General features: G+C 54.9%; 23 protein-coding genes and 1 tRNA gene. 18 read left to right on the top strand and 6 right to left on the bottom strand.

Features of this window, described 5'->3' with window-relative positions:
• Positions 1-17: 17 nt before the first annotated feature.
• A complete protein-coding gene (epmB, locus tag JT31_RS10255) occupies positions 18-1,046 on the top strand; it encodes an EF-P beta-lysylation protein EpmB (RefSeq protein WP_038476419.1) in 1,029 nt (342 codons plus the stop codon).
• A 95-nt stretch (positions 1,047-1,141) separates the two neighbouring features.
• Here epmB and JT31_RS10260 read toward each other — a convergent pair whose 3' ends face one another.
• The 4 genes from JT31_RS10260 to JT31_RS10275 form a co-directional block, all read right to left on the bottom strand.
• Positions 1,142-1,495, bottom strand: coding sequence for a DUF4156 domain-containing protein (locus JT31_RS10260; RefSeq protein WP_038476421.1), 354 nt, complete (start codon positions 1,493-1,495; stop codon positions 1,142-1,144).
• Between the two features lie 129 nt (positions 1,496-1,624).
• Positions 1,625-3,268 (bottom strand): chaperonin GroEL, encoded by a 1,644-nt coding sequence (gene groL / locus JT31_RS10265; RefSeq protein ID WP_038476424.1) that lies wholly within the window; start codon positions 3,266-3,268, stop codon positions 1,625-1,627.
• A gap of 40 nt (positions 3,269-3,308) precedes the next feature.
• Positions 3,309-3,602, bottom strand: coding sequence for a co-chaperone GroES (locus tag JT31_RS10270; protein WP_038476427.1), 294 nt, complete (start codon positions 3,600-3,602; stop codon positions 3,309-3,311).
• Positions 3,603-3,736: 134 nt separating this feature from the next.
• Complete coding sequence (locus JT31_RS10275; RefSeq protein ID WP_038476430.1) at positions 3,737-4,213, bottom strand: FxsA family protein; 477 nt, start codon at positions 4,211-4,213, stop codon at positions 3,737-3,739.
• A gap of 344 nt (positions 4,214-4,557) precedes the next feature.
• Here JT31_RS10275 and aspA point away from each other — a divergent pair, with 344 nt between their 5' ends.
• The 6 genes from aspA to JT31_RS10305 all read left to right on the top strand — a co-directional run bounded on the left by aspA (position 4,558) and on the right by JT31_RS10305 (position 10,335).
• On the top strand, positions 4,558-5,994 hold the full coding sequence (gene aspA, locus JT31_RS10280) for an aspartate ammonia-lyase (RefSeq protein ID WP_038476433.1): 1,437 nt from the start codon (positions 4,558-4,560) through the stop codon (positions 5,992-5,994).
• 115 nt (positions 5,995-6,109) lie between these two features.
• Positions 6,110-7,411, top strand: a complete 1,302-nt coding sequence (locus tag JT31_RS10285) for an anaerobic C4-dicarboxylate transporter (protein WP_038476436.1) — start codon at positions 6,110-6,112, stop codon at positions 7,409-7,411.
• Positions 7,412-7,486: 75 nt separating this feature from the next.
• Positions 7,487-7,822, top strand: a complete 336-nt coding sequence (gene cutA, locus JT31_RS10290; RefSeq protein ID WP_176983144.1) for a divalent cation tolerance protein CutA — start codon at positions 7,487-7,489, stop codon at positions 7,820-7,822.
• The gene (locus tag JT31_RS10295; protein WP_038476442.1) at positions 7,798-9,531 is read left to right on the top strand and encodes a protein-disulfide reductase DsbD; all 1,734 of its coding nucleotides are present in this window, start codon (positions 7,798-7,800) and stop codon (positions 9,529-9,531) included. The genes cutA and JT31_RS10295 overlap by 25 nt, the downstream gene beginning before the upstream one ends.
• 38 nt (positions 9,532-9,569) lie before the next feature.
• The gene (locus tag JT31_RS10300; RefSeq protein WP_038476445.1) at positions 9,570-10,145 is read left to right on the top strand and encodes a transcriptional regulator; all 576 of its coding nucleotides are present in this window, start codon (positions 9,570-9,572) and stop codon (positions 10,143-10,145) included.
• 114 nt (positions 10,146-10,259) lie between these two features.
• Positions 10,260-10,335: transfer RNA gene (locus JT31_RS10305), tRNA-Phe, on the top strand.
• Between the two features lie 418 nt (positions 10,336-10,753).
• On the opposite strand, the gene asr is transcribed toward JT31_RS10305, so the two are convergent.
• Positions 10,754-11,182 (bottom strand): acid resistance repetitive basic protein Asr, encoded by a 429-nt coding sequence (gene asr / locus JT31_RS23080; RefSeq protein ID WP_071842953.1) that lies wholly within the window; start codon positions 11,180-11,182, stop codon positions 10,754-10,756.
• Positions 11,183-11,333: 151 nt separating this feature from the next.
• Positions 11,334-13,013, bottom strand: a complete 1,680-nt coding sequence (locus tag JT31_RS10315; RefSeq protein ID WP_038476448.1) for an ArnT family glycosyltransferase — start codon at positions 13,011-13,013, stop codon at positions 11,334-11,336.
• 374 nt (positions 13,014-13,387) lie between these two features.
• Between JT31_RS10315 and JT31_RS10320 the strand changes: the two genes are divergently transcribed.
• From JT31_RS10320 to JT31_RS10370, 11 genes are all read left to right on the top strand, one after another.
• Positions 13,388-15,532: a TonB-dependent receptor plug domain-containing protein gene (locus tag JT31_RS10320; protein WP_038476451.1), complete on the top strand. Its 2,145-nt coding sequence runs from the start codon at positions 13,388-13,390 to the stop codon at positions 15,530-15,532.
• Positions 15,532-16,374, top strand: a complete 843-nt coding sequence (locus JT31_RS10325) for a heme/hemin ABC transporter substrate-binding protein (protein ID WP_038476454.1) — start codon at positions 15,532-15,534, stop codon at positions 16,372-16,374. The genes JT31_RS10320 and JT31_RS10325 overlap by 1 nt, the downstream gene beginning before the upstream one ends.
• A 29-nt stretch (positions 16,375-16,403) precedes the next feature.
• On the top strand, positions 16,404-17,750 hold the full coding sequence (hutW, locus tag JT31_RS10330) for a heme anaerobic degradation radical SAM methyltransferase ChuW/HutW (RefSeq protein ID WP_038476457.1): 1,347 nt from the start codon (positions 16,404-16,406) through the stop codon (positions 17,748-17,750).
• A complete protein-coding gene (gene hutX / locus JT31_RS10335) occupies positions 17,747-18,244 on the top strand; it encodes a heme utilization cystosolic carrier protein HutX (protein ID WP_038476459.1) in 498 nt (165 codons plus the stop codon). The genes hutW and hutX overlap by 4 nt, the downstream gene beginning before the upstream one ends.
• Complete coding sequence (locus JT31_RS10340; RefSeq protein WP_038476462.1) at positions 18,241-18,864, top strand: SDR family oxidoreductase; 624 nt, start codon at positions 18,241-18,243, stop codon at positions 18,862-18,864. The genes hutX and JT31_RS10340 overlap by 4 nt, the downstream gene beginning before the upstream one ends.
• A 108-nt stretch (positions 18,865-18,972) precedes the next feature.
• A complete protein-coding gene (locus tag JT31_RS10345; protein WP_158399823.1) occupies positions 18,973-20,205 on the top strand; it encodes a PD-(D/E)XK nuclease family protein in 1,233 nt (410 codons plus the stop codon).
• Positions 20,206-20,326: 121 nt separating this feature from the next.
• A complete protein-coding gene (gene yghU, locus JT31_RS10350; protein ID WP_038476468.1) occupies positions 20,327-21,172 on the top strand; it encodes a glutathione-dependent disulfide-bond oxidoreductase in 846 nt (281 codons plus the stop codon).
• 721 nt (positions 21,173-21,893) lie between these two features.
• On the top strand, positions 21,894-22,808 hold the full coding sequence (locus JT31_RS10355; RefSeq protein ID WP_038476471.1) for a metal ABC transporter substrate-binding protein: 915 nt from the start codon (positions 21,894-21,896) through the stop codon (positions 22,806-22,808).
• Complete coding sequence (locus JT31_RS10360) at positions 22,805-23,623, top strand: manganese/iron ABC transporter ATP-binding protein (RefSeq protein WP_038476473.1); 819 nt, start codon at positions 22,805-22,807, stop codon at positions 23,621-23,623. Before JT31_RS10355 ends, JT31_RS10360 begins: the two co-directional genes overlap by 4 nt.
• Entirely contained in the window at positions 23,623-24,480 is an 858-nt protein-coding gene (gene sitC / locus JT31_RS10365; protein WP_008453328.1) for an iron/manganese ABC transporter permease subunit SitC, read from the top strand. Before JT31_RS10360 ends, sitC begins: the two co-directional genes overlap by 1 nt.
• Positions 24,477-25,325 (top strand): metal ABC transporter permease, encoded by an 849-nt coding sequence (locus JT31_RS10370; protein WP_038476476.1) that lies wholly within the window; start codon positions 24,477-24,479, stop codon positions 25,323-25,325. Before sitC ends, JT31_RS10370 begins: the two co-directional genes overlap by 4 nt.
• The last annotated feature ends 57 nt before the right edge of the window (positions 25,326-25,382 follow it).

The following is a 25,382-nucleotide window of genomic DNA, read 5'->3' on the forward strand; positions in this document are numbered from 1 at the left end:
GTAGCTTAGCCAAAAAAATGGCACACATTGTAACCCTAAATCCCCCTCACAGAGAAGATTGGTTAACGCAACTTGCCGATGTTATAACCGATCCTGATGAACTGCTGCACATTTTAAATGTAGCCGCTGATGAAGAATTGCTCGCCGGACGTGAAGCAAGGCGTCTTTTTGCCCTGCGCGTCCCTCGCGCCTTCGTCGAACGCATGGAGAAAGGCAACCCTAACGACCCGCTGCTGCGCCAGGTTTTGACCGCAAAACAGGAGTTCGTTACCGCCCCCGGTTTCACAACCGATCCGCTCGAAGAGCAGCACAGCGTGGTGCCAGGCCTGTTGCACAAATACCGCAACCGCGCCCTGCTGCTGGTGAAAGGCGGCTGTGCCGTAAACTGTCGTTATTGCTTCCGCCGTCATTTCCCTTATGCCGACAACCAGGGCAACAAGCGCAACTGGCAGACCGCGCTCAGCTACATCAGCGAGCACCCTGAGCTGGACGAAATTATCTTCTCAGGCGGCGATCCGCTGATGGCAAAAGATAACGAGCTGGACTGGCTCATCGGCGAGCTGGAGGCCATTCCTCACATCAAGCGCCTGCGAATTCATAGCCGCCTGCCGATCGTCATTCCTGCCCGCATTACCGATACGCTGGCGGCAAGAATTGCCCGCTCATCGCTTCAGGTGCTGCTGGTAAACCACATTAACCACGCCCAGGAGATTGGCGACGATTTCCGCTCGGCCATGGCGAAGCTGCGCCAGGCTGGCGTCACGCTGCTCAACCAAAGCGTGCTGCTGCGCGGCGTGAACGATAACGCGCAAACGCTGGCGAATTTGAGCAATGCATTATTCGATGCAGGCGTGATGCCGTATTACCTGCACGTGCTCGACAGGGTTCAGGGCGCGGCCCACTTTATGGTGGAAGACGAAGAAGCCCGGGCTATTATGCGGGAGCTGCTGACGTTGGTTTCTGGCTATATGGTACCGAAGCTGGCAAGAGAGATTGGCGGAGAGCCAAGCAAGACGCCGCTGGATTTGCAGCTGAGGCAGAAGTGAGAGCGTAGCGCTCTCACCCTGCTCTTTTCTCCCAACAGAAGAAAAAGCCGCTCAGTGTGGCCGTCTTCTGCTGGGTGAGGGTAAGGCTTACTGAATCAGTTCGGGCACTTATAAACCTGGCCGGTCATTTTGCTGGCCGTTGGCGCAAAGCTCGACAGCAGGGTCTGGGTTGGGCTGCTCACGCCGTACAGCACGTTACCGCCCATCTCGGCCGCATTGTTACGCAATGCATTCGCCGCGCCGCGCATCGAACCGCCTTCATCACCGTGCTGGCCTGACAGCCAGTTGCTCTGTTCCCCGGTGGCGGTGCCTAACAGACGGCATTCGCTACCCGGCTTGTCTTCCACAAAACGAACGCTCTGGCCGCTGGAGCTCAGCTGATTGCCCGTGCTACATCCTGCCAGCAGCAGCGCTGCCACAACCACTCCCGATGAGACTTTCATGCGCATGTTATTCCCCGTAATCAAGGTATTGAGCCGTTATTGCCCGGTATGACCTTATACCAGACTGTGAACAAAAGAAAAAACCCTCAGACATTTCTGGCTGAGGGTTTCTTTAACACAAGGTGCGAAGGCGAATTACATCATGCCGCCCATGCCACCCATGCCGCCCATACCAGCAGCGCCTAAGTCAGGCGCATCGCCTTTAGGCATGTCGGTAACCATGCACTCGGTAGTGATCATCAGGCCCGCAACGGAAGCCGCGTACTGCAGCGCAGAACGAGTTACTTTGGTTGGGTCCAGGATACCGAAGTCGATCATGTTGCCGTATTCTTCGGTAGCTGCGTTGTAACCGTAGTTACCTTCGCCCGCTTTCACCGCGTTGGTGACAACAGATGGCTCTTCACCGGCGTTAGAAACGATCTGACGCAGAGGTGCTTCCATCGCGCGCAGCGCAACTTTGATACCCACGTTCTGGTCTTCGTTCTGAGCGGTCAGGTCAGCCAGTTTCGCAGCAACGCGAACCAGCGCTACGCCACCACCGGCAACCACGCCTTCTTCAACCGCAGCACGGGTAGCGTGCAGGGCATCGTCGACGCGAGCTTTTTTCTCTTTCATTTCAACTTCGGTAGCAGCACCGACTTTGATTACCGCTACGCCGCCCGCCAGTTTCGCTACGCGTTCCTGCAGTTTTTCACGGTCGTAGTCAGAAGTTGCTTCTTCAATCTGCTTACGAATCTGACCAACGCGGCCCTGAATAGCGGCTTCTTCACCCACGCCATCGATGATGGTGGTGGTGTCTTTGTTGATAACAACGCGTTTAGCCTGGCCGAGGTCTTCCAGGGTCGCTTTTTCCAGCTCCATACCGATCTCTTCAGAGATAACGGTACCGCCGGTCAGGGTTGCGATGTCCTGCAGCATAGCTTTACGGCGGTCGCCGAAGCCAGGTGCTTTAACCGCAGCCACTTTCACGATGCCACGCATGGTGTTAACCACCAGGGTAGCCAGCGCTTCGCCTTCAACGTCTTCAGCGATGATCAGCAGCGGTTTGCCTGCTTTCGCAACGGCTTCCAGCACCGGCAGCATTTCGCGGATGTTGGAGATTTTTTTGTCAGCCAGCAGGATGAACGGGCTTTCCAGCTCAACAGCGCCAGTTTCTGGCTTGTTGATGAAGTATGGGGACAGGTAGCCGCGGTCGAACTGCATACCTTCCACAACGTCCAGTTCGTCTTCCAGACCGGTACCGTCTTCAACGGTGATCACGCCTTCTTTACCGACTTTATCCATCGCTTCTGCGATAAGTTTACCTACGGTTTCGTCGGAGTTAGCGGAGATAGTACCAACCTGTGCAATCGCTTTAGAGTCGGAGCACGGTACGGACAGCGCTTTCAGCTCTTCAACAGCAGCAACAACGGCTTTATCGATACCGCGTTTCAGGTCCATTGGGTTCATGCCGGCAGCAACGGCTTTCAGGCCTTCGGTGATGATAGCCTGAGCCAGTACGGTTGCGGTGGTGGTGCCGTCGCCTGCAGCGTCGTTCGCTTTAGAGGCAACTTCTTTCACCATCTGCGCGCCCATGTTTTCGAACTTGTCTTCCAGCTCGATTTCACGCGCTACGGAAACACCATCTTTGGTGATGGTCGGTGCACCGAAAGATTTATCCAGGACCACGTTACGGCCTTTAGGACCGAGGGTAACTTTCACTGCATCTGCCAGTACGTTAACGCCGCGCAGCATTTTTACACGAGCGTCGTTACCGAATTTTACGTCTTTAGCTGCCATTTCTTCTATTCCTCAAATTCGTTCAGGTTCGTGCGTCAAATTACGCTTCAACAATTGCCAGGATGTCGCTTTCGGACATGATCAGCACTTCTTCGTTGTCGATTTTCTCGGACTTCACGCCGTAGCCATCGTTGAAGATAACGATGTCACCCACTTTCACGTCCAGCGGCTGCACGCTACCGTTTTCCAGGATGCGGCCTTTACCGACAGCAACGATCTCGCCACGCGTTGATTTGCCCGCTGCGGAGCCAGTCAGAACGATGCCGCCCGCAGATTTGGACTCAACTTCTTTACGCTTGACGATGACACGATCATGTAATGGACGAATGCTCATTGATAGCTCTCCTTTGAGAAAGTCAGTATCAGATAGTTAGGTAACGCCGTCCCAAATGGGTTATCGGCTGGTGACCTGATTAATGGGGATGCGCCTTCCCCCCTTCAAGGGGGGAAAACAAAAAAAACTAAAATTTAACGATCGTCCCGGCGCTGGTCGTCGAGGCGCTTTGGCCCGTCGTCTTTGCGCTGAAACTCGCCGTCGAAGGTATCGCCCCCCTCGCTGCCGGCGCTAAAACCGCCGCCCGGCATGCGGGAGAAACGCAAATGCGGCATCAGCTTCAGCGTCAGGTGCTTTTGCACCGGCGGCAGAAGCAGCAGCAGGCCGAGGAAGTCGGTAAAGAAGCCCGGCAACATCAGCAGGATACCGGCCATGATCAGCGAAACGCTTTTGATCATCTCCGCCGCAGGGCTTTCGCCCGCCGCCATCTTCTGCTGCATCAGCATCAGGTTTTTAAAGCCCTGATTACGCACCAGGGACAGGCCAATCACCGAAGTGAAAATAACCAGAATCAGGGTCATAAAGACCCCCAGAACATGTGCCACCTGTATGAACAGCGAAATTTCGATGTAAACATAGAGGAAAAAGGCAATAAACGGGATCCAGCGCACTATACGCTCCTGTCAATGGGCGAGCCCGGTAGTGGCCTCGCGAAAAATGGATTGGCAATTATGCGTAGGGGTGAAATGGCGACGACATAGACAAAGATCAATGCTTATTCAGTGAATTTTTTCTGGAAATTTTCAACTATTGACCTATATCACATATTAATAATTGTTATGCGCAGCGGGTTTTAATAAGTGATCCAGGTTACTGCTTTTCGCTATCATCAGCATATCATCACGATAACGCGGTCGAATATGGACATAATCGTCGGCCTATTAAGCTCACAACCACATTTCGTGTGTGTGAATAATACAGCGCATTTATCTGCAGCTTTACTAAGAAGGTTCACATGTTAAATAACATTCGTATCGAAGAAGATTTGTTGGGTACCAGGGAAGTGCCAGCGGATGCCTATTATGGTGTTCACACTCTGAGAGCGATTGAAAACTTCTACATTAGCAACAGTAAAATCAGCGACATACCGGAATTTGTACGCGGTATGGTAATGGTGAAAAAAGCGGCGGCAATGGCGAACAAGGAACTGCAAACCATTCCGAAGAGCATCGCGAACACCATCATTCAGGCCTGTGATGAAGTCCTGAACAACGGCAAATGCATGGATCAGTTCCCGGTAGACGTCTACCAGGGCGGCGCCGGTACTTCCGTTAACATGAACACCAACGAAGTGCTCGCCAATATCGGTCTGGAACTGATGGGCCACCAGAAAGGTGAATACCAGTTCCTGAACCCGAACGACCACGTCAACAAATGCCAGTCCACCAACGACGCCTACCCAACCGGCTTCCGTATCGCGGTTTACACCTCGATTATCAAACTGATCGACGCTATCAACCAGCTGGGCGAAGGCTTCCAGCGTAAAGCGGTTGAGTTTGCAGAGATCCTGAAAATGGGCCGTACCCAGCTGCAGGACGCGGTGCCGATGACCCTCGGCCAGGAATTCCACGCGTTTAACGTGCTGCTTACCGAAGAAACCAAAAACCTGCTGCGCACTGCGGAACTGCTGCTTGAAGTTAACCTTGGCGCAACCGCCATCGGTACTCGCCTCAATACCCCGGATGGCTACCAGCAGCTGGCGGTTCAGAAGCTGGCGGAAGTGAGCGGCCTGCCTTGCGTACCGGCAGAAGACCTGATTGAAGCAACTTCCGACTGCGGCGCTTATGTCATGGTGCACAGCTCGTTGAAACGCTTGGCCGTGAAGATGTCGAAAATCTGTAACGACCTGCGCCTGCTCTCTTCCGGCCCGCGTTCCGGCCTGAACGAAATTAACCTGCCGGAATTGCAGGCGGGCTCGTCCATCATGCCGGCCAAAGTGAACCCGGTAGTACCGGAAGTGGTTAACCAGGTCTGCTTCAAAGTTATCGGCAACGACACCACGGTGACCATGGCTTCTGAAGCCGGTCAGCTGCAGCTGAACGTGATGGAGCCGGTGATTGGCCAGGCGATGTTCGAGTCCATCCACATTCTGACCAACGCCTGCTACAACCTGCTGGAAAAATGCATCAACGGCATCACCGCGAATAAAGAAGTGTGTGAGAGCTACGTGTATAACTCCATTGGCATCGTGACTTACCTGAACCCGTTCATTGGCCACCACAACGGCGATATCGTCGGCAAGATCTGTGCGGAAACCGGCAAGAGCGTGCGCGAGGTCGTGCTGGAGCGCGGCCTGCTGACCGAAGCCGAGCTGGACGATATTTTCTCCGTCCATAACCTGATGCACCCGGCTTACAAAGCTAAGCGCTATACCGATGAAAACGAACAATAATTCATCAGCATAAACGCCAAAAGGCACGTCCAACCGGACGTGCCTTTTTCATTTCAACGGTATACGAAAACATAACAACTCATTTTCATCTCATTAAAACTTCAAGGAAGCAACCATGATAGTCATCGAGCTCATCATCGTGTTAGCAGCGATTTTTCTGGGGGCAAGGCTTGGCGGGATAGGCATTGGCTATGCGGGAGGGCTGGGGGTTTTAGTTCTCGCCGCGATGGGCGTAAAACCCGGCAGCATCCCCTTCGACGTTATTTCCATCATTATGGCGGTGATCGCGGCTATCTCAGCGATGCAAATTGCGGGCGGCCTGGATTACCTCGTCAATCAAACTGAAAAACTATTACGCAAAAACCCTAAATACATCACGATTCTTGCCCCGATTGTGACCTGGTTTTTGACCATCTTTGCCGGTACCGGCAACATCTCGCTGGCCACGCTGCCGGTGATTGCCGAAGTCGCCAAGGAACAGGGCATCAAACCCTGCCGTCCGCTCTCAACGGCGGTGGTTTCGGCCCAGATAGCCATTACCGCCTCGCCGATTTCCGCCGCGGTGGTTTACATGTCGTCGGTGATGGAAGGCCATGGCGTCAGCTACATCCAGCTGCTGTCGGTGGTTATCCCTTCCACGCTGCTGGCGGTGCTGGTGATGTCGTTCCTGGTGTCTATCCTGTTTGACTCAAAGCTGTCCAATGACCCGGTTTACCTCAAACGCCTGGAAGAAGGCCTGATTGAGCTGCGCGGCGACAAGCAAATCGAGATTAAGCCTCGCGCCAAAACCTCCGTCTTCCTCTTCCTGCTCGGCGTGGTTGGCGTGGTTATCTATGCCATCGTCAACAGCCCAAGCCTTGGCCTCGTCGCTACGCCGCTGATGAATACCACCAATGCGATCCTGATTATTATGCTGTCGGTTGCTACCCTGACCACCGTTATCTGCGGTGTAGAAACGGAAAGCATTCTCAACTCCAGTACCTTCAAGGCCGGCATGAGCGCCTGTATTTGTATTCTCGGCGTAGCCTGGCTGGGCGATACCTTTGTTTCCGCAAACATTGACTGGATCAAAGAGACCGCAGGCAGCGTGATTCAGGGCCACCCATGGCTGCTGGCGGTAATTTTCTTCTTTGCTTCGGCGCTGCTTTACTCCCAGGCCGCAACGGCTAAAGCGCTGATGCCGATGGCGCTGGCTCTGAGCGTTTCGCCGTTAACCGCCGTCGCTTCTTTTGCCGCCGTCTCTGGCCTGTTTATTCTGCCAACCTACCCGACTCTGGTCGCTGCGGTACAGATGGACGATACCGGCACCACGCGTATCGGTAAATTTGTCTTCAACCATCCGTTCTTTATTCCCGGCACAATGGGCGTAGTGCTGGCGGTCTGCTTTGGCTTCGTGTTCGGCACCATCCTGCTGTAAATCTCTTCAAAGACGGGTCGTTATTCGGCCCGTCCTTCCCTCCTCATGCTATAGTCGATGCCGTTTCCTCCCATAATGAGGTTTGTGATGTCGATGACTCAGGCTGTCGTTGTACTCTGTACCGCACCGGATGAAGCCAGCGCTCAGGACCTGGCCGCGAAAGTCCTGGCGGAAAAACTTGCCGCCTGCGTTACGCTGCTGCCGGGCGCGACTTCGCTCTATTACTGGGAAGGAAAGCTGGAGCAGGAGTATGAAGTACAAATGCTGCTCAAGAGCGACGTGGATCACCAGGAGGCGCTGCTTGCCTGCCTGAAAACCCATCACCCTTACCAAACGCCAGAGCTGCTGGTTCTGCCAGTTGCACACGGAAACAGTGAATATCTCTCATGGCTCTACGCATCATTACGCTAGTCCTGCTGCTTTGCAGTTCGCAGGCCTTCGCCGGGCTGTTTGACGCCCAGAATAAAACCCAGTTTGTCCCGGTCGACCAGGCCTTCGCCTTCGACTTTCAGCAGTCCGATCGCCAGTTAACCCTCAACTGGCAAATAAAACCCGGCTACTACCTTTACCGCCAGCAGATAAAAGTGGTGCCCACCAGCGCGGACATTGCGCCTCTGGCTATTCCCAAAGGCACCTGGCACGAGGATGAGTTCTACGGCAAAACCGAGATCTTCACCCAGCAGCTGAATCTGCCGATTACGATTAACTCCGCCGGTAAAGGCTCGGCCATCAGCGTCACCTACCAGGGCTGCGCCGAAGCCGGGTTCTGCTACCCGCCGGAAACGCGCGTTGTGCCGCTGAGTGCAGTCGCTCCTCTGGATCAACCCGACTCTGCAGTTGATTCCCCCCTCTCTCCTGAAGGGGAGAGGGCCGGGGTGAGGGGCGCAGACGACTCCGCCCCCGCATCGCTCCCCTTCTCTGCGCTGTGGGCCTTTCTGATCGGCATTGGCATCGCCTTCACGCCCTGCGTGCTGCCGATGTACCCGCTGATCTCCGGCATAGTGCTGGGCGGTAAACAACGCCTGTCCACCGCCAGAGCGCTGCTGCTGGCCTTTGTTTACGTCCAGGGCATGGCGCTGACCTACACCGCTCTCGGTCTGGTCGTTGCCGCCGCCGGGCTTCAGTTCCAGGCCGCGCTACAGCATCCCTACGTGCTGATTGGCCTGTCGGTGCTTTTTATCCTGCTCGCCGCATCGATGTTCGGTCTGTTCACGCTGCAGCTGCCGTCGTCGCTGCAAACGCGCCTGACGCTGATGAGCAACCGTCAGCAAGGTGGCTCAGCGGGCGGCGTCTTTGCTATGGGCGCGCTGGCCGGGCTTATCTGCTCGCCGTGCACCACTGCGCCGCTGAGCGCTATCCTGCTGTACATCGCGCAAAGCGGAAATATGTGGCTCGGCGGCGGCACGCTTTACCTTTACGCGCTGGGCATGGGCCTGCCGCTGATCCTGATCACAGTCTTCGGCAACCGCCTGCTGCCGAAAAGCGGGCCGTGGATGGAAAGCGTCAAAACCGCCTTTGGTTTTGTAATTCTGGCGCTGCCGGTATTCCTGCTGGAACGCGTACTCGGCGACACCTGGGGGCTAAGGCTGTGGAGCCTGCTGGGCGTAGCCTTCTTCGGCTGGGCGTTTATCACCAGCCTCGGGGCGAAGAAATCCTGGCTGCGCGTGCTGCAAATCATCCTGCTGGGTGCCGCGCTGGTCGCCGCTCGCCCGCTGCAGGACTGGGCTTTTGGCTCTCCGGCATCCGCTCAGGCAGTCCCTCACCTCAGCTTTAGCAAAATAGCTAACGTTGAGCAGCTCGACGCCGCGCTGGCCAACGCGAAAGGCAAACCGGTGATGCTCGATTTGTACGCCGACTGGTGCGTGGCGTGTAAAGAGTTCGAGAAATACACCTTTAGCGATCCGCAGGTGCAAAAAGCGCTGTCTGATACCGTTTTACTCCAGGCCGACGTCACGGCAAATAACGCCGATGACAAAGCCCTGTTGAAGCATCTGCAGGTGCTTGGCCTGCCGACCATTTTATTCTTTGATACTCACGGCCTCGAGCAGCCTGCAGCCCGCGTAACGGGCTTTATGGATGCCAGCGCGTTTAGCGAGCATTTGCGCAATCGCAGCCAGTAAACAACACTTGATCCGTTGGGAAACGTAAGGAGAAAACCGTGCAACGCGAAGAAGTTTTAGAGCACGCCCTGCATGTCCTTGAACGTGAAGGCATTGCCAGCACGACGCTGGAGATGGTGGCGCAAGAAGCCGATTACCCGCTCGCTGAGGTTCGACAGTTTTGGCCCGACAGCGAAGCCCTGCTGTACGACGCCCTGCGCTACTTAAGCTCGCAGGTAGACGTCTGGCGGCGCCAGCTGATGCTGGATGAAGAGATGACGCCGGAGCAAAAGCTGCTGAAACGCTACCATGCCCTGACCGAATGCGTGAGTAACCAGCGCTACCCCGGCTGCCTGTTTATTGCCGCCTGCACGTTCTACCCCGACGCCGCGCACCCGATTCATCAGCTTGCAGACCAGCAGAAAAAAGCGGCCTGGGAGTACACTCACGAGCTGCTGACGCAGATGGAAGTGGATGACCCGACGATGGTCGCCCACCAAATGGAGCTGGTGCTGGAAGGCTGCCTGAGTAAGCTATTGGTGAAGCGCAGCCAGGCCGATATCGACACAGCCAGGACCCTTGCGGAAGATATTCTGCGCTTTGCGCTGTGCCGCACCGGCGGGGCATTAACCTGAAGCACGTCTTTTTGCTGCCCTTGACTGAAAAGCAGGCAATCAGCATAGTTTTAGGGATTTTTTATGACAAAGCCGTTGACGCCTGGCGGCCTTTACGGTTTAATGCGGCCCGTTGCCCGGATAGCTCAGTCGGTAGAGCAGGGGATTGAAAATCCCCGTGTCCTTGGTTCGATTCCGAGTCCGGGCACCACTATTTAGAAGAACCCGCCTATGGCGGGTTTTTTGCTTTCTGGCGTCTGGACTCTGGACTCTGGACTCTGGACTCTCCATCGAACAAGTTCGATTATTCAGCTGCATCAACATCACCCTCTTCCAGCCACCTTTCCAGTGCCAAATAAAAGCGACAGCGCTCATCTGCACAAATGTCCAAACGGGGATCTAACCTGGTTTTTTTGAGTGATGTGTAGGGCGGCGGTTCTTACGAACCCCAAAAAGCATTCAGCCTACTGAAGCCAAAAATTCAGCGTGATCAGGCCGCAGGTGAGCAGCGCGGTGAGGATTAATTCGAAACTGTAGCGTCGCAACATTATCTGAACTCCAGAAAGAAACACCCGGCAAGCCGGGTGTTTGTGTTAACGCTTCAAGCTAACGGGGTAGCCCCGCCTGACTTATGCTGCTGGCTGAACAGCTGGTTTTGCTGCAGCTTTATGGTGTTTTTTCACGTGTTTCTTAGCAGCCTGCGCTTTCTGAGCAACAGGTTTTACTGCTTTTTTATGATGCTTTTTAGCCGCCTGAGCCTTCTGTGCTGCCGCAGGTTTTACTGCTTTTTTGTGGTGCTTTTTGGCAGCCTGAGCTTTCTGCTCGGTCGCTGGCTTAGCGGCTTTTTTATGATGCTTTTTAGCGGCCTGAGCTTTCTGAACGGCAGCTTTTTTGTGTTTCTTATGGTGCGTTACTTTTGCCGCTGGAACTTTAGCAGCAGGTGCAGCGGCGGTGGTTGCCGGAGCAGCGGCTGGTGCGGTAGCGGTAGTGTCAGCAGCGAAAGCAGCGGAAGACAGACCCATAGCAGCGGCAACAACCAGAGCTAATACTTTTTTCATTTCGACATCCTCGAATTTGTTTTTGTGTGTACCCCACTGCGGGGCCGTTGAAATGAACTATAGGCGTGTCGAATAAACTCTTCAGTGAGTGTTTGGTATCGGCGTGTAATGAAATGTACAACACACACGCTGCTGGCCTGCCAGGCTGTTTTCAGCCGTCATTCCCCGACACGTCCCGGTAAACCATCAGATTGTTACGCTTCTCACCGGGACGATTATCTTCCCAGAAAAATGTCATTCCCGCAGGCGCAGGCTGTAGCTTATCGCCGAGCACAATCAGCCAGCGGCAATTCTCAGGCCTGCTGAAGGTCTTTTGTGGCCGATGCAGAATGCCTGCAAAGTAGTAGAGCATCGGTGCTTCAGATTCACCAATGCGGTAAGACGCCATACAGTCATTCGCCTGGTACTGCCCGGCAAGGTGACTTTTGAGATCGGTAAAGACGCCTTCGTAGCCTTTACTGTAATCGAACCAGCCGACCATCAAGGTAAACGCCACGCTCCAGACAGAGACCGCGCCTAATCCCCAACTCAGAGCGGCACGCAATGCCGGGTTGAGCGCACCAGATAAACGCGCGCGGCTAAACCACAGCGCAGTGATAGCCAGAGCAAACAGGCACAGCGGCCAGGAGAAATGCAGCTCGTAGCTCGTCGGCAGCCAACGCTCAAGAGGATCCAACCACCCTCTTTTATCGCCGCTAATCTTCAGCAGATAGACGCCCCACACCACCACCAGCAGGACTGACCAGAGCGCGGCGGCAAAATAAGAGAAATAACGTAGCGTTTTCTCTTTTATTAACGGCAGCAGCTGAGAGCCCAATATGGCCAGCGGGCCAACAAAGGGCATCAGATATAAAGCACGGCTGCTCGCCGACATCTGCAGAACAATAATCCCCAGCAGCGGAAACAGAGTAATAGCAAAGTCATCCTGACTCTTCAGGCGCTTAAGAGGGTGACGGAGAAAATATAGCGTTGCCAGTATGCCGGACGGCAGTGCAAAAAGCACAATCGCCTCGGGGACTCGCATCAGATTGGCTTTAGCCCCGAGCTTTGCAACAGAAAACCCCAGGAAGCGGCCAATGTTATTTTCCCAGAACCACACTATAAACAGATCCGGATGCTTCATATAAAGCAGCACCGGCCAGGGAAGAATAAAGGCAAGTGAAACGACTCCCGCAAGAATAACAGGCTTCCAAAAAGATTTTGTCCGGCATTGCGCGAAAAATAGAGAACTAAAAAATAGCGTCATCCACAGCACGCCGGGAATAAAAACGCCTTTCGATAACAGGGTGACCACCGTCCCCACGCAAACCCATACGGCCGAGGCGGCTATTTTTTCCTGACGGATAAGTCCTACAATGCCATAGAGCGCCACGGTTGCACCGGCAGTGAGGGCCGTATCGCTGAACATATCATGGCTGTGACGCAGAATGCCCGGAGCGCTGACATACACGGTGAAAGCTAGCCAAATACGGTAATCCGTCAGGCTTTCACTACGAAATACTCTCCTCGCCAGCAGAATAAAAAATGAAAAATTAATAACAGAAAACAATAACGTTGCGGTGCGAGCTGCATCATGCATCGGCAGTACGCCAGAGAATAAATGCACCATCAGCGTGGCCGTCCAGTAATAAAGCGGTGGTTTTTCCATAAAAGGCTCACCGGCATTCACAGGCACCAACCAGTTGCCTGTTTCATACATGGTTTGAATCACGCCAAAAGTATAATTTTCATCCTGCTTCCACGGCGTATGCCCATATATTCCCGGCAACAAATAAATAAACAGAAAACCAATAAACAGAAGGAGTACTTTTCCATCCTTGCGCTGCAACATAAAAACATCACTCCTTTACATGATTTGACTGATTATTTCTGGCGGTAACTAACCAGGAGGCATTTGGAATTAAGGCATACCCTGCCGCAAGACATTACAAACCTGGAACACAACGGAAAATAAACAGCGTGCGTCATTCCAGGCTCATGGCAGCTTTTTGCGGGTTTGTTGATGAAATAAACAGGTTAGAAACATAAAAAGGATCGATCCTGCCATAGACATGGGACGCGCCCCCTCTTTTCAAAGACGCCGCGCAACTTTGACCAAAATCAAAGTTGCATCTGGTTAGCAGGTTAAACGGTGGATATGCGTGACCGGCCTGGATATAAAGGCGAACGATAATAACTATCATTACTGTTCGCAAGGATGAGTTTATGCCAGGGAAACGTAAAACCTACACGGCCTTTTCAGCCATACCTCTGTTTGTTGCGGGAGCCGTTGCCGCTCCCGCCGCTGCATTTGCCCAGGAAAATACCGCGCCTGAAGATACCATCATCGTCAGCGCCAGCCGCTCGGAAACCAACCTCTGGAACAGCCCGGTCACCGTCCAGGTCGTGGACAGAAAAACGCTTGAGAACTCAACCAGCGTCTCGATTGCCGACGATCTGCGTGACATTCCCGGCGTAGAAGTCACGGATAATTCACTGGCGGGGCGAAAGCAGATCCGCATCCGCGGGGAAGCCTCGTCACGCGTGCTGGTTTTGATTGATGGCCAGCAGGTCACCTGGCAGCGTGCCGGCCAGGACTACGGCGCGGGCCTGCTTATCGATGAATCCGCCCTGGAGCGAATTGAAGTTATTAAAGGCCCCTACTCCGTTCTTTATGGCTCACAGGCCATCGGCGGGGTGGTGAATTTCATCACCAAAAAAGGCGGTGACAAGCCGCTGGGCGGGCTGGTAAAAGCCACCTGGAACTCGGCAACGGCAGGCTGGCAGGAATCCGCCGCCGCCTGGGGCAGCATCGGCCAGTTCGACTATCGCATTAACGGCAGCTACTCGGATCAGGGCAACAGAAAAACGCCAGATGGGCGGCTGGATAACACCCACTTTCGCAATAACGGCCAGGGCCTGTGGCTGGGCTACAACTTCGACCGCCAGAAAATCGGCCTGTCTCTCGACCGCTACCGCCTCTCCACGCAAACCTGGTACAGCGATCCGGCTCACCAGTTCGATACTTTTAGCGTCAGGATCCCGGCAATGACGCGGGAAAAAATCGGGCTGTTTTACGATTATGACGTCGACGGAAACTACCTGAAAAAAATCCACCTCGATGCCTATAACCAGACCGTCGAACGCCAGTTTGAAAATGAAGTCGCCACTACGCAGCCGATTCCCTCGCCCATCATCCAGGCGTTAAGCGTAAAAAATCAGACCCAAACCCACGATAAGCAGTACACCCAGGGCGTGACGCTGCAAACTAACTTCTCGCTGCCGGCCGGGAACGATCTGGTGCTTGGGGCGCAGTATCAGCACGACAAAGTGAACCAGAATTCCAGCGGCTACACGCGCCAGACGGCGAAAACCGGGTTCTTTGATATCGAAACCCGCACCCGGTCGCAGGATAAATCAGAGCAAACTAATACCTCGCTGTTTGCTCAGAACGCCTGGCATCTGGCCGATGACTGGACCTGGACCGTGGGAGCCAGGCAATACTGGCTGGCCTCAAAGCTCATCAACAGCAGCTCGCAAACGGTTGAAGACGGTGTGGCAACCAGCAGCACCAAAGGCGACAAGTCGACCAGCGATAGCCAGTTTGTGGGTGCCACCAGCCTGAACTACTCCGGGTTTAAAGATATCGAGCTGCGCGCCGCCTTTGCCCAGGGCTACGTCTTCCCGACGCTGGTACAGCAATTTATGCAAACCTCCGCCGGCGGCGGCCTGACTTATGGCAACCAGAACCTGAGCCCTGAACATTCCAATAACTACGAAATCGGTGCCCGCTATAAGGGCAATCTGTGGTTGGTGGACGGCACGGCATACTACTCCGAAGCGAAAGATTACATCGCTTCGCGGGCCTGCGAAGGGCAAGCCGTTTGTCAGGGAAACAGCGGCAGCGCACGAGCCGACTACCGCTACTACGACAATATCAATCGAGCCAAAACCTACGGCATAGAGCTCAGCGCCGAGTATAACGGCTGGGCCATCTCCCCTTATCTGAGCGGTAACCTCCTACGTCGTCAGTATCAGAGCAGCACGTTGAAAACCTGGGATACCGGGGAACCCGCCGTTAACGGCCGCTTTGGGGTCAGGCATACGCTTATGCTCAACGCCATGAACCTCACCTCCGACGCCTTCATCCGCGCCGCTTCCCGAGCCAAAGAAAATACCGGCGACGGTGAAAGGCGCTACCCCGGCTGGGCTACGCTGAATCTGGCGGTAAATGCAGAATTTGGTGACAACGACCAGTACCAGGTCAACTTTGCGCTGAATAATCTGACCAACAAGCGCTACCAGACCGCCCACGAATCTATTCCGGAAGCGGGCTTCAATACGGCCCTCGGCTTTGGGTGGAAATTCTGATGAAGAAAAGTCATTTTGCCGTACTGCTGGCGCTGACGGCGTCATTTTCCACCGCTGCCGGCGAGCGGCTGGTTGTTGCCGGAGGTTCACTGACAGAACTCGTTTACGCGCTGGGCGCAGGCGCTCAGGTAGTTGGCGTAGACGAAACCACAGCCTGGCCGCCGGAAACGGAAAAATTGCCGCACACCGGCCCGTGGATGCAGCTCAGCAGCGAAGCCATATTGTCGCTGCGCCCTGAGCGCTTCATCACCTGGCAGGACGCTGGCCCACACATCGTCTTTGAACAGCTTAAAAAAACCAAAGTGAACGTGCTGTTGCTCCCACGAGTTCCCGCCACGGTCGAACAAATGTATGAAAATATTCAAACACTTGCTAATGCCCTGGGTAGCCCGCAGCAGGGCAAAGCACTGATTGCCAGCCTGCGCCAACGGCTGGAGGCCGTAGCCAAAAGCAGCGCCCTCAAACCCCATCCCGTCAGGGCGATGTTTATTCTCTCTGCAGGCGGCAGCCTGCCGCAGGTTGCCGGCGCGGGCAGCGTGGCCGACACCATCCTGAAAATGGCGGGAGCCAGCAATATCGCCGGGCATCGCCAGTATCAGAGCTACAGCACCGAAGCGATGATAGCTGCGAATCCGGACGTGATTGTCGCCACGACCCAAATGACGCAGGGCAACCCTGACGCGCTGAAGGCCATTCCCGGCATCACCCACACATCGGCCTGGAAAAATAAGCGGATAGTCATCATCGATCGGGCGCTGATCCTGGGCATGGGCCCGCGTATCGCAGAAGCCGTGGAACTACTGCATCACCAGTTTTGGCCTGATTCCGGGCAGAACGATTAAGGATTACTTCGAAATGAGCGACGCTGAACATGAAACCTGAACTGGATCTCCAGGCGCACTTCGCGCAACCCGGCGGGCAACCTTTTAAAGATCGTCACGCTACCATGCCGTGGCGCGGCGCTGCACCCGTTGCCAAAGAGCAGCTTGAGCAAACCTGGCAGCAGGTGATTGCCAGCCCGACGCCTCCCGGCAAAAGGCTGGTCTATCTGCATATTCCCTTCTGCGCAACGCACTGTACCTTCTGCGGTTTTTATCAGAATCGCTACGAAGAAGACCACTGCGAGCGTTACACCCACGCGCTGCTCAGGGAAATTGAGCTGGAGGCCAGCAGCCCGCTGCACCAGTCCGCGCCCATTCACGCCATCTACTTTGGCGGGGGCACGCCTTCGGCGCTTTCGGCAAAAGATTTGGCGCGGATCATTACCGCCCTGCGCCGCAGCCTGCCGCTGGCGCCTGACTGCGAAATCACCATTGAAGGCCGGGTGCTGAATTTTGACGATGAGCGCATCGATGCCTGCCTCGACGCGGGAGCAAACCGTTTCTCCATCGGCATTCAGTCGTTTAACAGCAAAATCCGCAAGAAAATGGCACGTACGTCCGACGGCCCCACCGCCCGGCGCTTTATGGAAAACCTCTGCAAACGCGATCGCGCCGCCGTGGTGTGTGACCTGCTGTTTGGCCTGCCGGGTCAGGATCGGCAACTGTGGGCAGAGGATCTGTCTATCGCGCGGGACATCGGCCTCGATGGCGTCGACCTTTATGCTCTGAACCTGCTGCCGCAAACGCCGCTGGGTAAAGCCGTGGAAAACGGACGTGTTGCGCTACCTTCACCGGCAGAACGCAGGGATCTGTACCTTCAGGGCTGCGACTTCATGGACAGCGCGGGCTGGCGCTGCATCAGCAACAGCCACTGGGCGCGCACCACGCGAGAGCGCAACCTCTACAACCTGCTGATAAAACAAGGCGCAGACTGCCTGGCCTTTGGCTCAGGGGCGGGCGGCTCGGTCAACGGCTATTCCTGGATGGTTGAGCGTAACCTTGAAAACTGGCACACCGCCGTTGCCGCCGGGAAAAAGCCGCTGATGATGATGGCCCGCACCACCGACCCTGGCTACCGCTGGCGGCATCGGCTGCAGGCCGGGATTGAAACTGCACGCGTGCCGCTCGATGAATTGACCGCTGATGCGCCTCTGCTCCAGCCGCTGCTCACCCAGTGGCATGAGTCCGGCCTGACGCGCGATGACTCTCTCTGCCTGCGCCTGACCGACGAAGGCCGCTTCTGGGCCAGTAATATCTTCCAGTCCCTGCAGACGCTGATTTCGACCCTGAATACCCCAATAACAACGGAAAACAATCCACAAGGAGCTCCCCTATGACTTCCGTTTCCCTCGCTGACTACTTAAAAACCCAGCCAGACGGCACGCTGGAATCCATCGCCGCACAATATAATGTCACCCTGCTGGACGTAGTGACTCAGTTGCCTGCTCTGGCCCTGGTCAGCGGCGAGCGGTTTGACACAGTGTGGGATACCGTTGCCGAATGGGGCAGCGTCACCACGCTGGTGCATACCGCCGACCTGATTATTGAATTTTCCGGCGAGCTGCCTTCCGGCTTCCACCGCCACGGCTACTTCAACCTGCGCGGCAAGAAAGGCATGACGGGGCACATCAAGGCGAGCAACTGCACCCACATCGCGCTGATTGAGCGTAAATTTATGGGGATGGACACAGCCTCGATTCTGTTCTTCAATCAGGCGGGCAGCGCGATGCTGAAAATCTTCATCGGGCGCGACGATCATCGTCAGTTACTGGCAGACCAGCTCGAGGCTTTCCGGGCGCTGGCAGAGACACTTAAGGGAAATATTGCATGACGCCATGGTTAATTTTTGGAGCCGGGGGTAAAGGCGTAGGCGCGCTAACCGCGAAGCTGGCGCTGGCGGAAAGCCGCCGCGTTGTTGCGCTGGTGCGTAACGAAGAGGCTGCAGCAAAACTGCGCGAGGCTGGCGCTCAGGTGATTATCGGTGACGCCTGCGATGCAGACGCGGTCACAGAAGCCTGTCGCCTTGCGGGCCAGGACGCAACCGTCATCTCGACAATGGGCGGCGCGCAGGATTACCTGGCGCACCGCACCGTTATCGACTGCGCCGAAAAATCCGGGATCTCGCGGATGGTGCTGGTCACCTCTTTGGGCTGCGGAGAAAGCTGGGCTTACTTGTCCGACCGTGCAAAAGCTGGTTTCGGCCAGGCGGTGCGGGAAAAATCTCTCGCGGAAAGCTGGCTGCAAACCAGCACGCTGGACTTTGCCATCGTTCGCCCCGGCGGCCTGCTTCACGGCGAGCCAACCGGTAAGGCCGTTCTGAGCCAGGCCCCCGAAATTCACGGCATGGTGATGCGTGCCGACGTCGCCGCGCACGTGGCCGAACTGGCAAGAGCCCCCCGCCGGAACCGCCAGGTTTATGGCCTCGTTGAACCGGGGCTGAAACCGGCATAATGCTTCTTACTTATCTCACCTCGCCTTTTTTGGCGGGGTGATCTTTTAACAATAAAACATTATTATCATTCCGTTCTAATTTTATTATTTTCAATGGAAATGCCTCTTGTGCAGAAAAATATTCAAAAACTGCTGAACAGCACGGCAATGCTTCACGAGGGCTATCGGCAGGCAAAAATTCGATATGCCAGCCAGGTAGCGCCTGACTTCAAATTATTTAAATTTTTCAACATAAATGAAAACACATTATCCCGCGGCCTTGCCTACCTTCTGGATCCTCAGGAAGATCATGCTCAGGGAGATCTCTTTCTTTCGAGTTTCTATAATTCAACAGGACTCACTGAAAGTATATCCATTAATAAATCAACTCAGGTTTTTACTGAATACACAATACTAAACAAAAGAAGAATAGACATATACATCGCCAGCAAAGAGATTCTTATAGGCATAGAAAACAAACCCTGGGCTGCCGACCAAATAGACCAACTCTATGATTATTCAAATTGGCTAGCAAATGAAGCCAAGAAAAAAAACAGCAGTTGGTTAATGGTTTATCTTTGTAACAATGAGATCAATGACTTTACACTTCGCCCTGAAACACCCCAGGATCTCAGAAGAAACATTATACAATTCACTTTTTATCAGTTAGCAGAATGGCTTGCTGCCTGCGCCCCACATATTAAAGCACCACAGGTTCGCTGTTTTGTTGATGCGCTAATACAATTTACTCGTGAAGATATAAACGGAGAGACAAACGTGGATTTTGAAAAAGAACTAACAGAGAACGTAATAGCCTCTCCACAGAATCTTAATGCTGCATTCCTTATTGCTCAAAGCATGAGAAAAGTAAAAGAACAACTTTGGATTGACTTCCTATCTTATTTAAAAAAAGAACTTCAACCTAAAGGCATTACCCTTGATTATAATAACCAACTTCTTACGGGAAGTAAGGAAGCTGATTTTCATTTTTACTTTTCAGGGGAAGATGATTTCACCCTGTGCTGGCAATTTGAGAAACCAAACTATTGCGGTTTCTGTTGGGGAATAAGCAGTTCGGATATCATGTCCAAAAAGAACCAGCGCCTCTATTTCCCTCTTATTTCTGAAGCGATGAATGTTATATACCCCGAGTTGGAAGCTCACACCCATAAAGAAGGATGGTGGCCATGGTGGACCTATACCGACGAAAGCATGCATGTGCCACGTAACTGGGGCATGGATCCAGACGCATGGTCCCTCCTGGTCGAACGAGGAGAAGGCAGTTTTGCCCAGTCAGTCATCAACATCGTGACTAAGGTTCAGGCCGAGATAAACTTAAATCTCTTTAGCGTATCGGCGTAGCCTGTAATGCCGTGCCGGGCTTTCGCTTTTCTGGCGGTATAGCCCGGCCAGCTCTTCCCTCTTGCTACACTTCCAGATAGTTTCATTAGATAACTAACCTGAGAAGAAGGCAGATAACGCTATGTCCGAACACAACTACCAGCCACCAAAAGTCTGGACCTGGAACAAGACCGAAGCAGGCCAGTTCTCCAGCATCAACCGCCCGGTTTCCGGCCCAACCCACGAAAAAACGCTGCCGGTCGGCAAGCATCCGCTGCAGCTTTATTCCCTTGGCACGCCTAACGGGCAGAAGGTGACTATTCTGCTGGAAGAGCTGCTGGCGCTGGGCATCAGCGGGGCAGAATACGACGCGCACCTGATTCGTATCGGTGAAGGCGATCAGTTCTCCAGCGGCTTTGTAGAAGTAAACCCGAACTCCAAGATCCCGGCGCTGTTTGACCATTCCGTCACGCCGCCGCTGCGCGTATTTGAGTCCGGCAACATCCTGCTTTACCTCGCAGAAAAATTCGGCCACTTCCTGCCGAAGGACATCGCCGGGCGTACCGAAGCGCTGAACTGGCTGTTCTGGCTGCAGGGTTCTGCGCCATATCTGGGCGGCGGTTTCGGTCACTTCTACCACTATGCGCCGGTCAAAATTGAGTACGCCATCAACCGCTTTGCGATGGAAGCCAAGCGCCAGCTGGACGTGCTCGACAAACAGCTGGAGAATCATCGTTTTATCGCCGGAGATGAATACACCATCGCCGATATTGCGATCTTTACCTGGTACGGTGCGCTGGCAAAAGGCGGCCTGTACGAATCCGCCGAGTTCCTGGACGTGGCTTCTTATAAGCACTTTGGCCGCTGGGCCGATGAAGTGGCTAACCGCCCGGCGGTTAAACGCGGCCGCATCGTGAACCGCACCTGGGGCGATGTGCAGCTGGCCGAGCGCCATGATGCTTCAGATTTTGATGATTTAGGATTGTAGGCCTTTCACGTCAATCCTCTCTCTGGAAGGGAGAGGAGCTATTCCTTTCCTACTCTCTCTTCCCCGTCTCTTATACTTCGCGATTCGTTCCCGACGATCGCTCTCTTTCGCCGCTCCCGGCAGCTCAACCCCGCCTGAGTTGGGTCATAAACAGGGGCGATGAGAGCCGGGGAAAAATCTTCCCCTCACCCCAGCCCTCTCCCCAAAGGGGCGAGGGAGAAAACAAAAGCTATGGGAAACATTGTTTATCCCCTCTCCCTTCCAGGGAGAGGGTTAGGGTGAGGGTAAACATAAGAAGCGAGGCTCGGTTCCGGCTTAAATCGCCTCCGTTTTCTCTCCGACTGGCCAGGGTCCGGACGTCGGGAACGGCCGGAGGCTGAGAGCGTCGGGAACGCATCTCAGCCGACCCAGGACTGGGAGATAAAACGGAGGTTTACCGCTTGCGGCGATTTATTTGGCCGGGAGTCCGGGGTCTCGGGGAAGTGACGGTGACTTCCCCGAGTCGTTCACTAGTGCAATGGCTGTATATAAAACAGGACAAGAGGTGAACGGAATATTAACCGTCTCGGCATACAGATTATTTGTGCCTAAAGAACAACCTGCTCTATCTCCACGTTTAAATCACACAAATGATAATTATTTGCATTTAATTATAGCAACAGCTATGTTTTATAGCAGTTGCTATAAACGCTGAATCTATAATCACTCGTGAGGGAAGACGATGCCCGGGAAACTGAAGTTAACGCAGAGTATTGTGGCCGCTGTCGCCGCGCTGGCTATGCTATTGGGCGCCGCTCAGGCGCAGGCAAAATTTAAGGCGATCACCACCTTTACTATCATCGCCGATATGGCGCAGAACGTGGCCGGAGACGCCGCTGACGTGGAGTCCATCACCAAGCCGGGGGCTGAAATCCATGAATACCAGCCCACGCCAGGGGACATTCGTCGGGCGCAGGGTGCTCAGCTAATTTTGACCAACGGGCTAAACCTCGAACTCTGGTTCGCGAAGTTTTATCAGCACCTGAAAGGCGTGCCTGAAGTCGTTGTCACCACCGGCATTCAACCCACGGGCATCACCGAAGGCCCTTATAACGGCAAACCTAACCCTCACGCATGGATGTCGCCGCAAAACGCGCTGATCTACGTCGATAATATCCGGGATGCGTTTATTAAATACGATCCGGACAACGCCGCGACCTATACCCGCAACGCCGAAGCCTACAAGCAGAAAATCCAGCAAACCATCGAGCCCCTGCGCAACGAGCTGGCAAAAATTCCGGCGGATAAGCGCTGGCTGGTCACCAGCGAAGGCGCATTCTCCTATCTCGCCAACGACTTTGGCCTGAAAGAACTCTATCTGTGGCCGATCAACGCCGATCAGCAGGGCACGCCGCAGCAGGTGCGCAAAGTGATCGACAGCATTCGGAAATACCAGATCCCGACGATTTTCAGCGAAAGTACCATTTCCGATAAGCCCGCTCGCCAGGCGGCCCGTGAGTCCGGCGCGCATTACGGCGGCGTGCTTTATGTCGACTCCCTGAGCGCGGCAAACGGCCCGGTTCCGACCTATCTTGACCTGCTTCGCGTCACCACCAGCACCATCGTTAACGGCATCAATGAAGGGCTGAAAAAATGAGTCGTCGTCCCGGTATCGTCGTGCAGGACGCCAGCGTCACCTATCGCAATGGCCATACGGCGCTGCGGGCGGCCAGCTTTGAAATTCCGACCGGCACCATTGCGGCGCTGGTTGGGGTCAACGGCTCAGGGAAATCGACGCTGTTTAAAGCGATCATGGGCTTTGTGCGCCTGGCCAGCGGCAGCATCTCGATTCTGGATATGCCCACGCGCAAGGCGCTACGCAACAACCTGGTGGCCTATGTTCCGCAGTCAGAGGACGTGGACTGGACGTTCCCGGTGCTGGTCGAAGATGTGGTAATGATGGGGCGTTTCGGCCATATGGGGATGCTGCGGATTCCCGGTAAGGCAGACAAGCTGGCGGTAGACAACGCCCTCGCTCGCGTAGGGATGAGCGACTTCCGCAAGCGCCAAATCGGCGAACTGTCCGGCGGGCAGAAAAAGCGTGTATTTCTTGCCCGCGCGATTGCCCAGGACGGCCAGGTGATCCTGCTGGACGAACCGTTTACCGGGGTGGACGTGAAAACGGAAGAGCAGATCATCAGCCTGCTGCGCGAGCTGCGGGACGAAGGCCGCACGATGCTGGTCTCGACCCACAACCTCGGCGCCGTAACCGACTACTGCGACTACACCGTGCTGGTGAAAGGCACAGTGCTGGCCTGCGGCCCGACCGACGTCACCTTTACCCAGGCAAACCTGGAGCTGGCCTTCAGCGGCGTGCTGCGCCACGTCACCTTAACCGGCAAAGAAACCAGCGTGCTCACCGACGACGAAAGGCCGTTTATCCACGGCGCAGCGTTAAAAGGGGAGCCGTAATGTCCGTCCTGCTCGAGCCGTTTAGCTATGGTTATATGTTTAACGCCATCTGGGTTTCGGCGCTGGTCGGCGGGGTCTGCGCCTTTCTCTCCTGCTACCTGATGCTGAAAGGCTGGTCGCTCATCGGCGATGCCCTTTCCCACTCCATCGTGCCCGGCGTTGCCGGCGCTTATATGCTCGGCCTGCCGTTTTCCATCGGCGCATTTTTCTCCGGCGGCCTCGCTGCAGGCACCATGCTGTTTTTAAACCAGCGCACGCGCCTGCGCGAAGACACCATTATTGGCCTTATCTTCTCGTCATTCTTTGGCCTTGGGCTGTTTATGGTGTCGCTCAACCCGACGTCAGTGAACATTCAGACCATCGTGCTCGGCAATATTCTGGCTATCGCCCCGTCGGATATCGTGCAGCTGGCAATTATCGGTTTTGTCTCGCTGGCGATTCTGCTGCTGAAGTGGAAAGACCTGATGGTGACCTTCTTCGACGAAAACCACGCCCGCTCCATCGGCCTTAATCCGCTGTGGCTCAAAGGATTGTTCTTCACCCTGCTTTCTGCCACCACCGTGGCAGCGCTGCAAACCGTTGGCGCTTTTCTGGTGATTTGCATGGTGGTGACGCCGGGCGCAACGGCTTATCTGCTGACGGACCGCTTTCCTAAGCTGCTCATTATTTCCGTCACGTTAGGCACTTTTACCAGCGCATTCGGCACCTGGATAAGCTACTTCCTCGACGGCGCTACCGGCGGGATTATCGTAGTACTGCAAACGCTTATCTTCCTGCTGACCTTCGTGTTTGCGCCCAAACACGGCCTGCTGGCTAACCGTCGGCGCGCCCGCCTGAGCCTGGAGCAAACGCCATGAGCCTGTTAGATACCCTGCTTTCCCCCTTCCAGTTTGGCTTTATGATCAACGCCCTGACCATGACCACGCTGGTCGCCATTCCCTGTGCGCTGCTTTCCTGCTTCCTGGTGCTAAAAGGCTGGGCGCTGATGGGCGATGCCATGAGCCACGCGGTCTTCCCCGGCGTGGTGATCGCCTGGATGGTCGGCCTGCCGCTGGGCCTCGGTGCCTTCGTGGCCGGGCTGTTTTGTGCCTTTGCCACCGGCTATCTGCAGGACAACAGCCGTATCAAGCGCGACACGGTGATGGGCATCGTCTTCTCCGGCATGTTTGGCGCGGGGCTGGTACTGTACGTTTACCTGAAGCCGGATATCCACCTCGACCACATTCTGTTTGGCGACATGCTGGGCGTAAGCTACAGCGACATTCTGCAAACAGGCGCTATCGTGCTGCTAACGGTGGTAGTAGTGGGGCTAAAATGGCGGGATTTGCTGCTGCATGCCTTCGATCCCATTCAGGCACAGGTTTCCGGCCTGAACGTTAAGCTGCTGAACTACGGCCTGCTCTGCCTGGTGTCGCTGACCATCGTCGCGGCGCTAAAGGCGGTGGGGATTATCCTCGCAATATCCCTGCTTATCGCACCAGGCGCTATCGCGTCGCTGCTTACGCGCACGTTCAAAGGCATGATGCTGGTCGCGCTTGTGCAGGCTATCGTGACGTCGTTTCTTGGCGTTTACCTTTCATTCTTTATCGACAGCGCGCCCGCGCCTACTATCGTCGTGCTCTCTGCGCTGGTATTTATCGCCGCGTTTATTCGAGCCACGATCGGGCAGCGGCGAATGGAAGCGATAAGCGAGCCATCCTGAACCCGCCTGAAGCGACCCGGGTAACGATTTTATGGTACAAAGTACCTTCTGTTTTTT

The sequence above is a fragment of the Cedecea neteri genome (assembly GCF_000757825.1).
In the GTDB taxonomy this organism is placed as follows: Bacteria; Pseudomonadota; Gammaproteobacteria; order Enterobacterales; family Enterobacteriaceae; genus Cedecea; species Cedecea selenatireducens.

Excerpts from the sequence above, each read along its gene's own strand:
- epmB (WP_038476419.1), top strand. The coding sequence starts at position 18 with ATGGCACACATTGTAACCCTAAATCCCCCTCACAGAGAAGATTGGTTA.
- JT31_RS10260 (WP_038476421.1), bottom strand. The coding sequence starts at position 1,495 with ATGCGCATGAAAGTCTCATCGGGAGTGGTTGTGGCAGCGCTGCTGCTG.
- groL (WP_038476424.1), bottom strand. The coding sequence starts at position 3,268 with ATGGCAGCTAAAGACGTAAAATTCGGTAACGACGCTCGTGTAAAAATG.
- JT31_RS10270 (WP_038476427.1), bottom strand. The coding sequence starts at position 3,602 with ATGAGCATTCGTCCATTACATGATCGTGTCATCGTCAAGCGTAAAGAA.
- aspA (WP_038476433.1), top strand. The coding sequence starts at position 4,558 with ATGTTAAATAACATTCGTATCGAAGAAGATTTGTTGGGTACCAGGGAA.
- JT31_RS10285 (WP_038476436.1), top strand. The coding sequence starts at position 6,110 with ATGATAGTCATCGAGCTCATCATCGTGTTAGCAGCGATTTTTCTGGGG.
- cutA (WP_176983144.1), top strand. The coding sequence starts at position 7,487 with ATGAGGTTTGTGATGTCGATGACTCAGGCTGTCGTTGTACTCTGTACC.
- JT31_RS10295 (WP_038476442.1), top strand. The coding sequence starts at position 7,798 with ATGGCTCTACGCATCATTACGCTAGTCCTGCTGCTTTGCAGTTCGCAG.
- asr (WP_071842953.1), bottom strand. The coding sequence starts at position 11,182 with ATGAAAAAAGTATTAGCTCTGGTTGTTGCCGCTGCTATGGGTCTGTCT.
- JT31_RS10315 (WP_038476448.1), bottom strand. The coding sequence starts at position 13,013 with ATGTTGCAGCGCAAGGATGGAAAAGTACTCCTTCTGTTTATTGGTTTT.
- JT31_RS10320 (WP_038476451.1), top strand. The coding sequence starts at position 13,388 with ATGCCAGGGAAACGTAAAACCTACACGGCCTTTTCAGCCATACCTCTG.
- JT31_RS10325 (WP_038476454.1), top strand. The coding sequence starts at position 15,532 with ATGAAGAAAAGTCATTTTGCCGTACTGCTGGCGCTGACGGCGTCATTT.
- hutW (WP_038476457.1), top strand. The coding sequence starts at position 16,404 with ATGAAACCTGAACTGGATCTCCAGGCGCACTTCGCGCAACCCGGCGGG.
- hutX (WP_038476459.1), top strand. The coding sequence starts at position 17,747 with ATGACTTCCGTTTCCCTCGCTGACTACTTAAAAACCCAGCCAGACGGC.
- JT31_RS10340 (WP_038476462.1), top strand. The coding sequence starts at position 18,241 with ATGACGCCATGGTTAATTTTTGGAGCCGGGGGTAAAGGCGTAGGCGCG.
- yghU (WP_038476468.1), top strand. The coding sequence starts at position 20,327 with ATGTCCGAACACAACTACCAGCCACCAAAAGTCTGGACCTGGAACAAG.
- JT31_RS10355 (WP_038476471.1), top strand. The coding sequence starts at position 21,894 with ATGCCCGGGAAACTGAAGTTAACGCAGAGTATTGTGGCCGCTGTCGCC.
- JT31_RS10360 (WP_038476473.1), top strand. The coding sequence starts at position 22,805 with ATGAGTCGTCGTCCCGGTATCGTCGTGCAGGACGCCAGCGTCACCTAT.
- sitC (WP_008453328.1), top strand. The coding sequence starts at position 23,623 with ATGTCCGTCCTGCTCGAGCCGTTTAGCTATGGTTATATGTTTAACGCC.
- JT31_RS10370 (WP_038476476.1), top strand. The coding sequence starts at position 24,477 with ATGAGCCTGTTAGATACCCTGCTTTCCCCCTTCCAGTTTGGCTTTATG.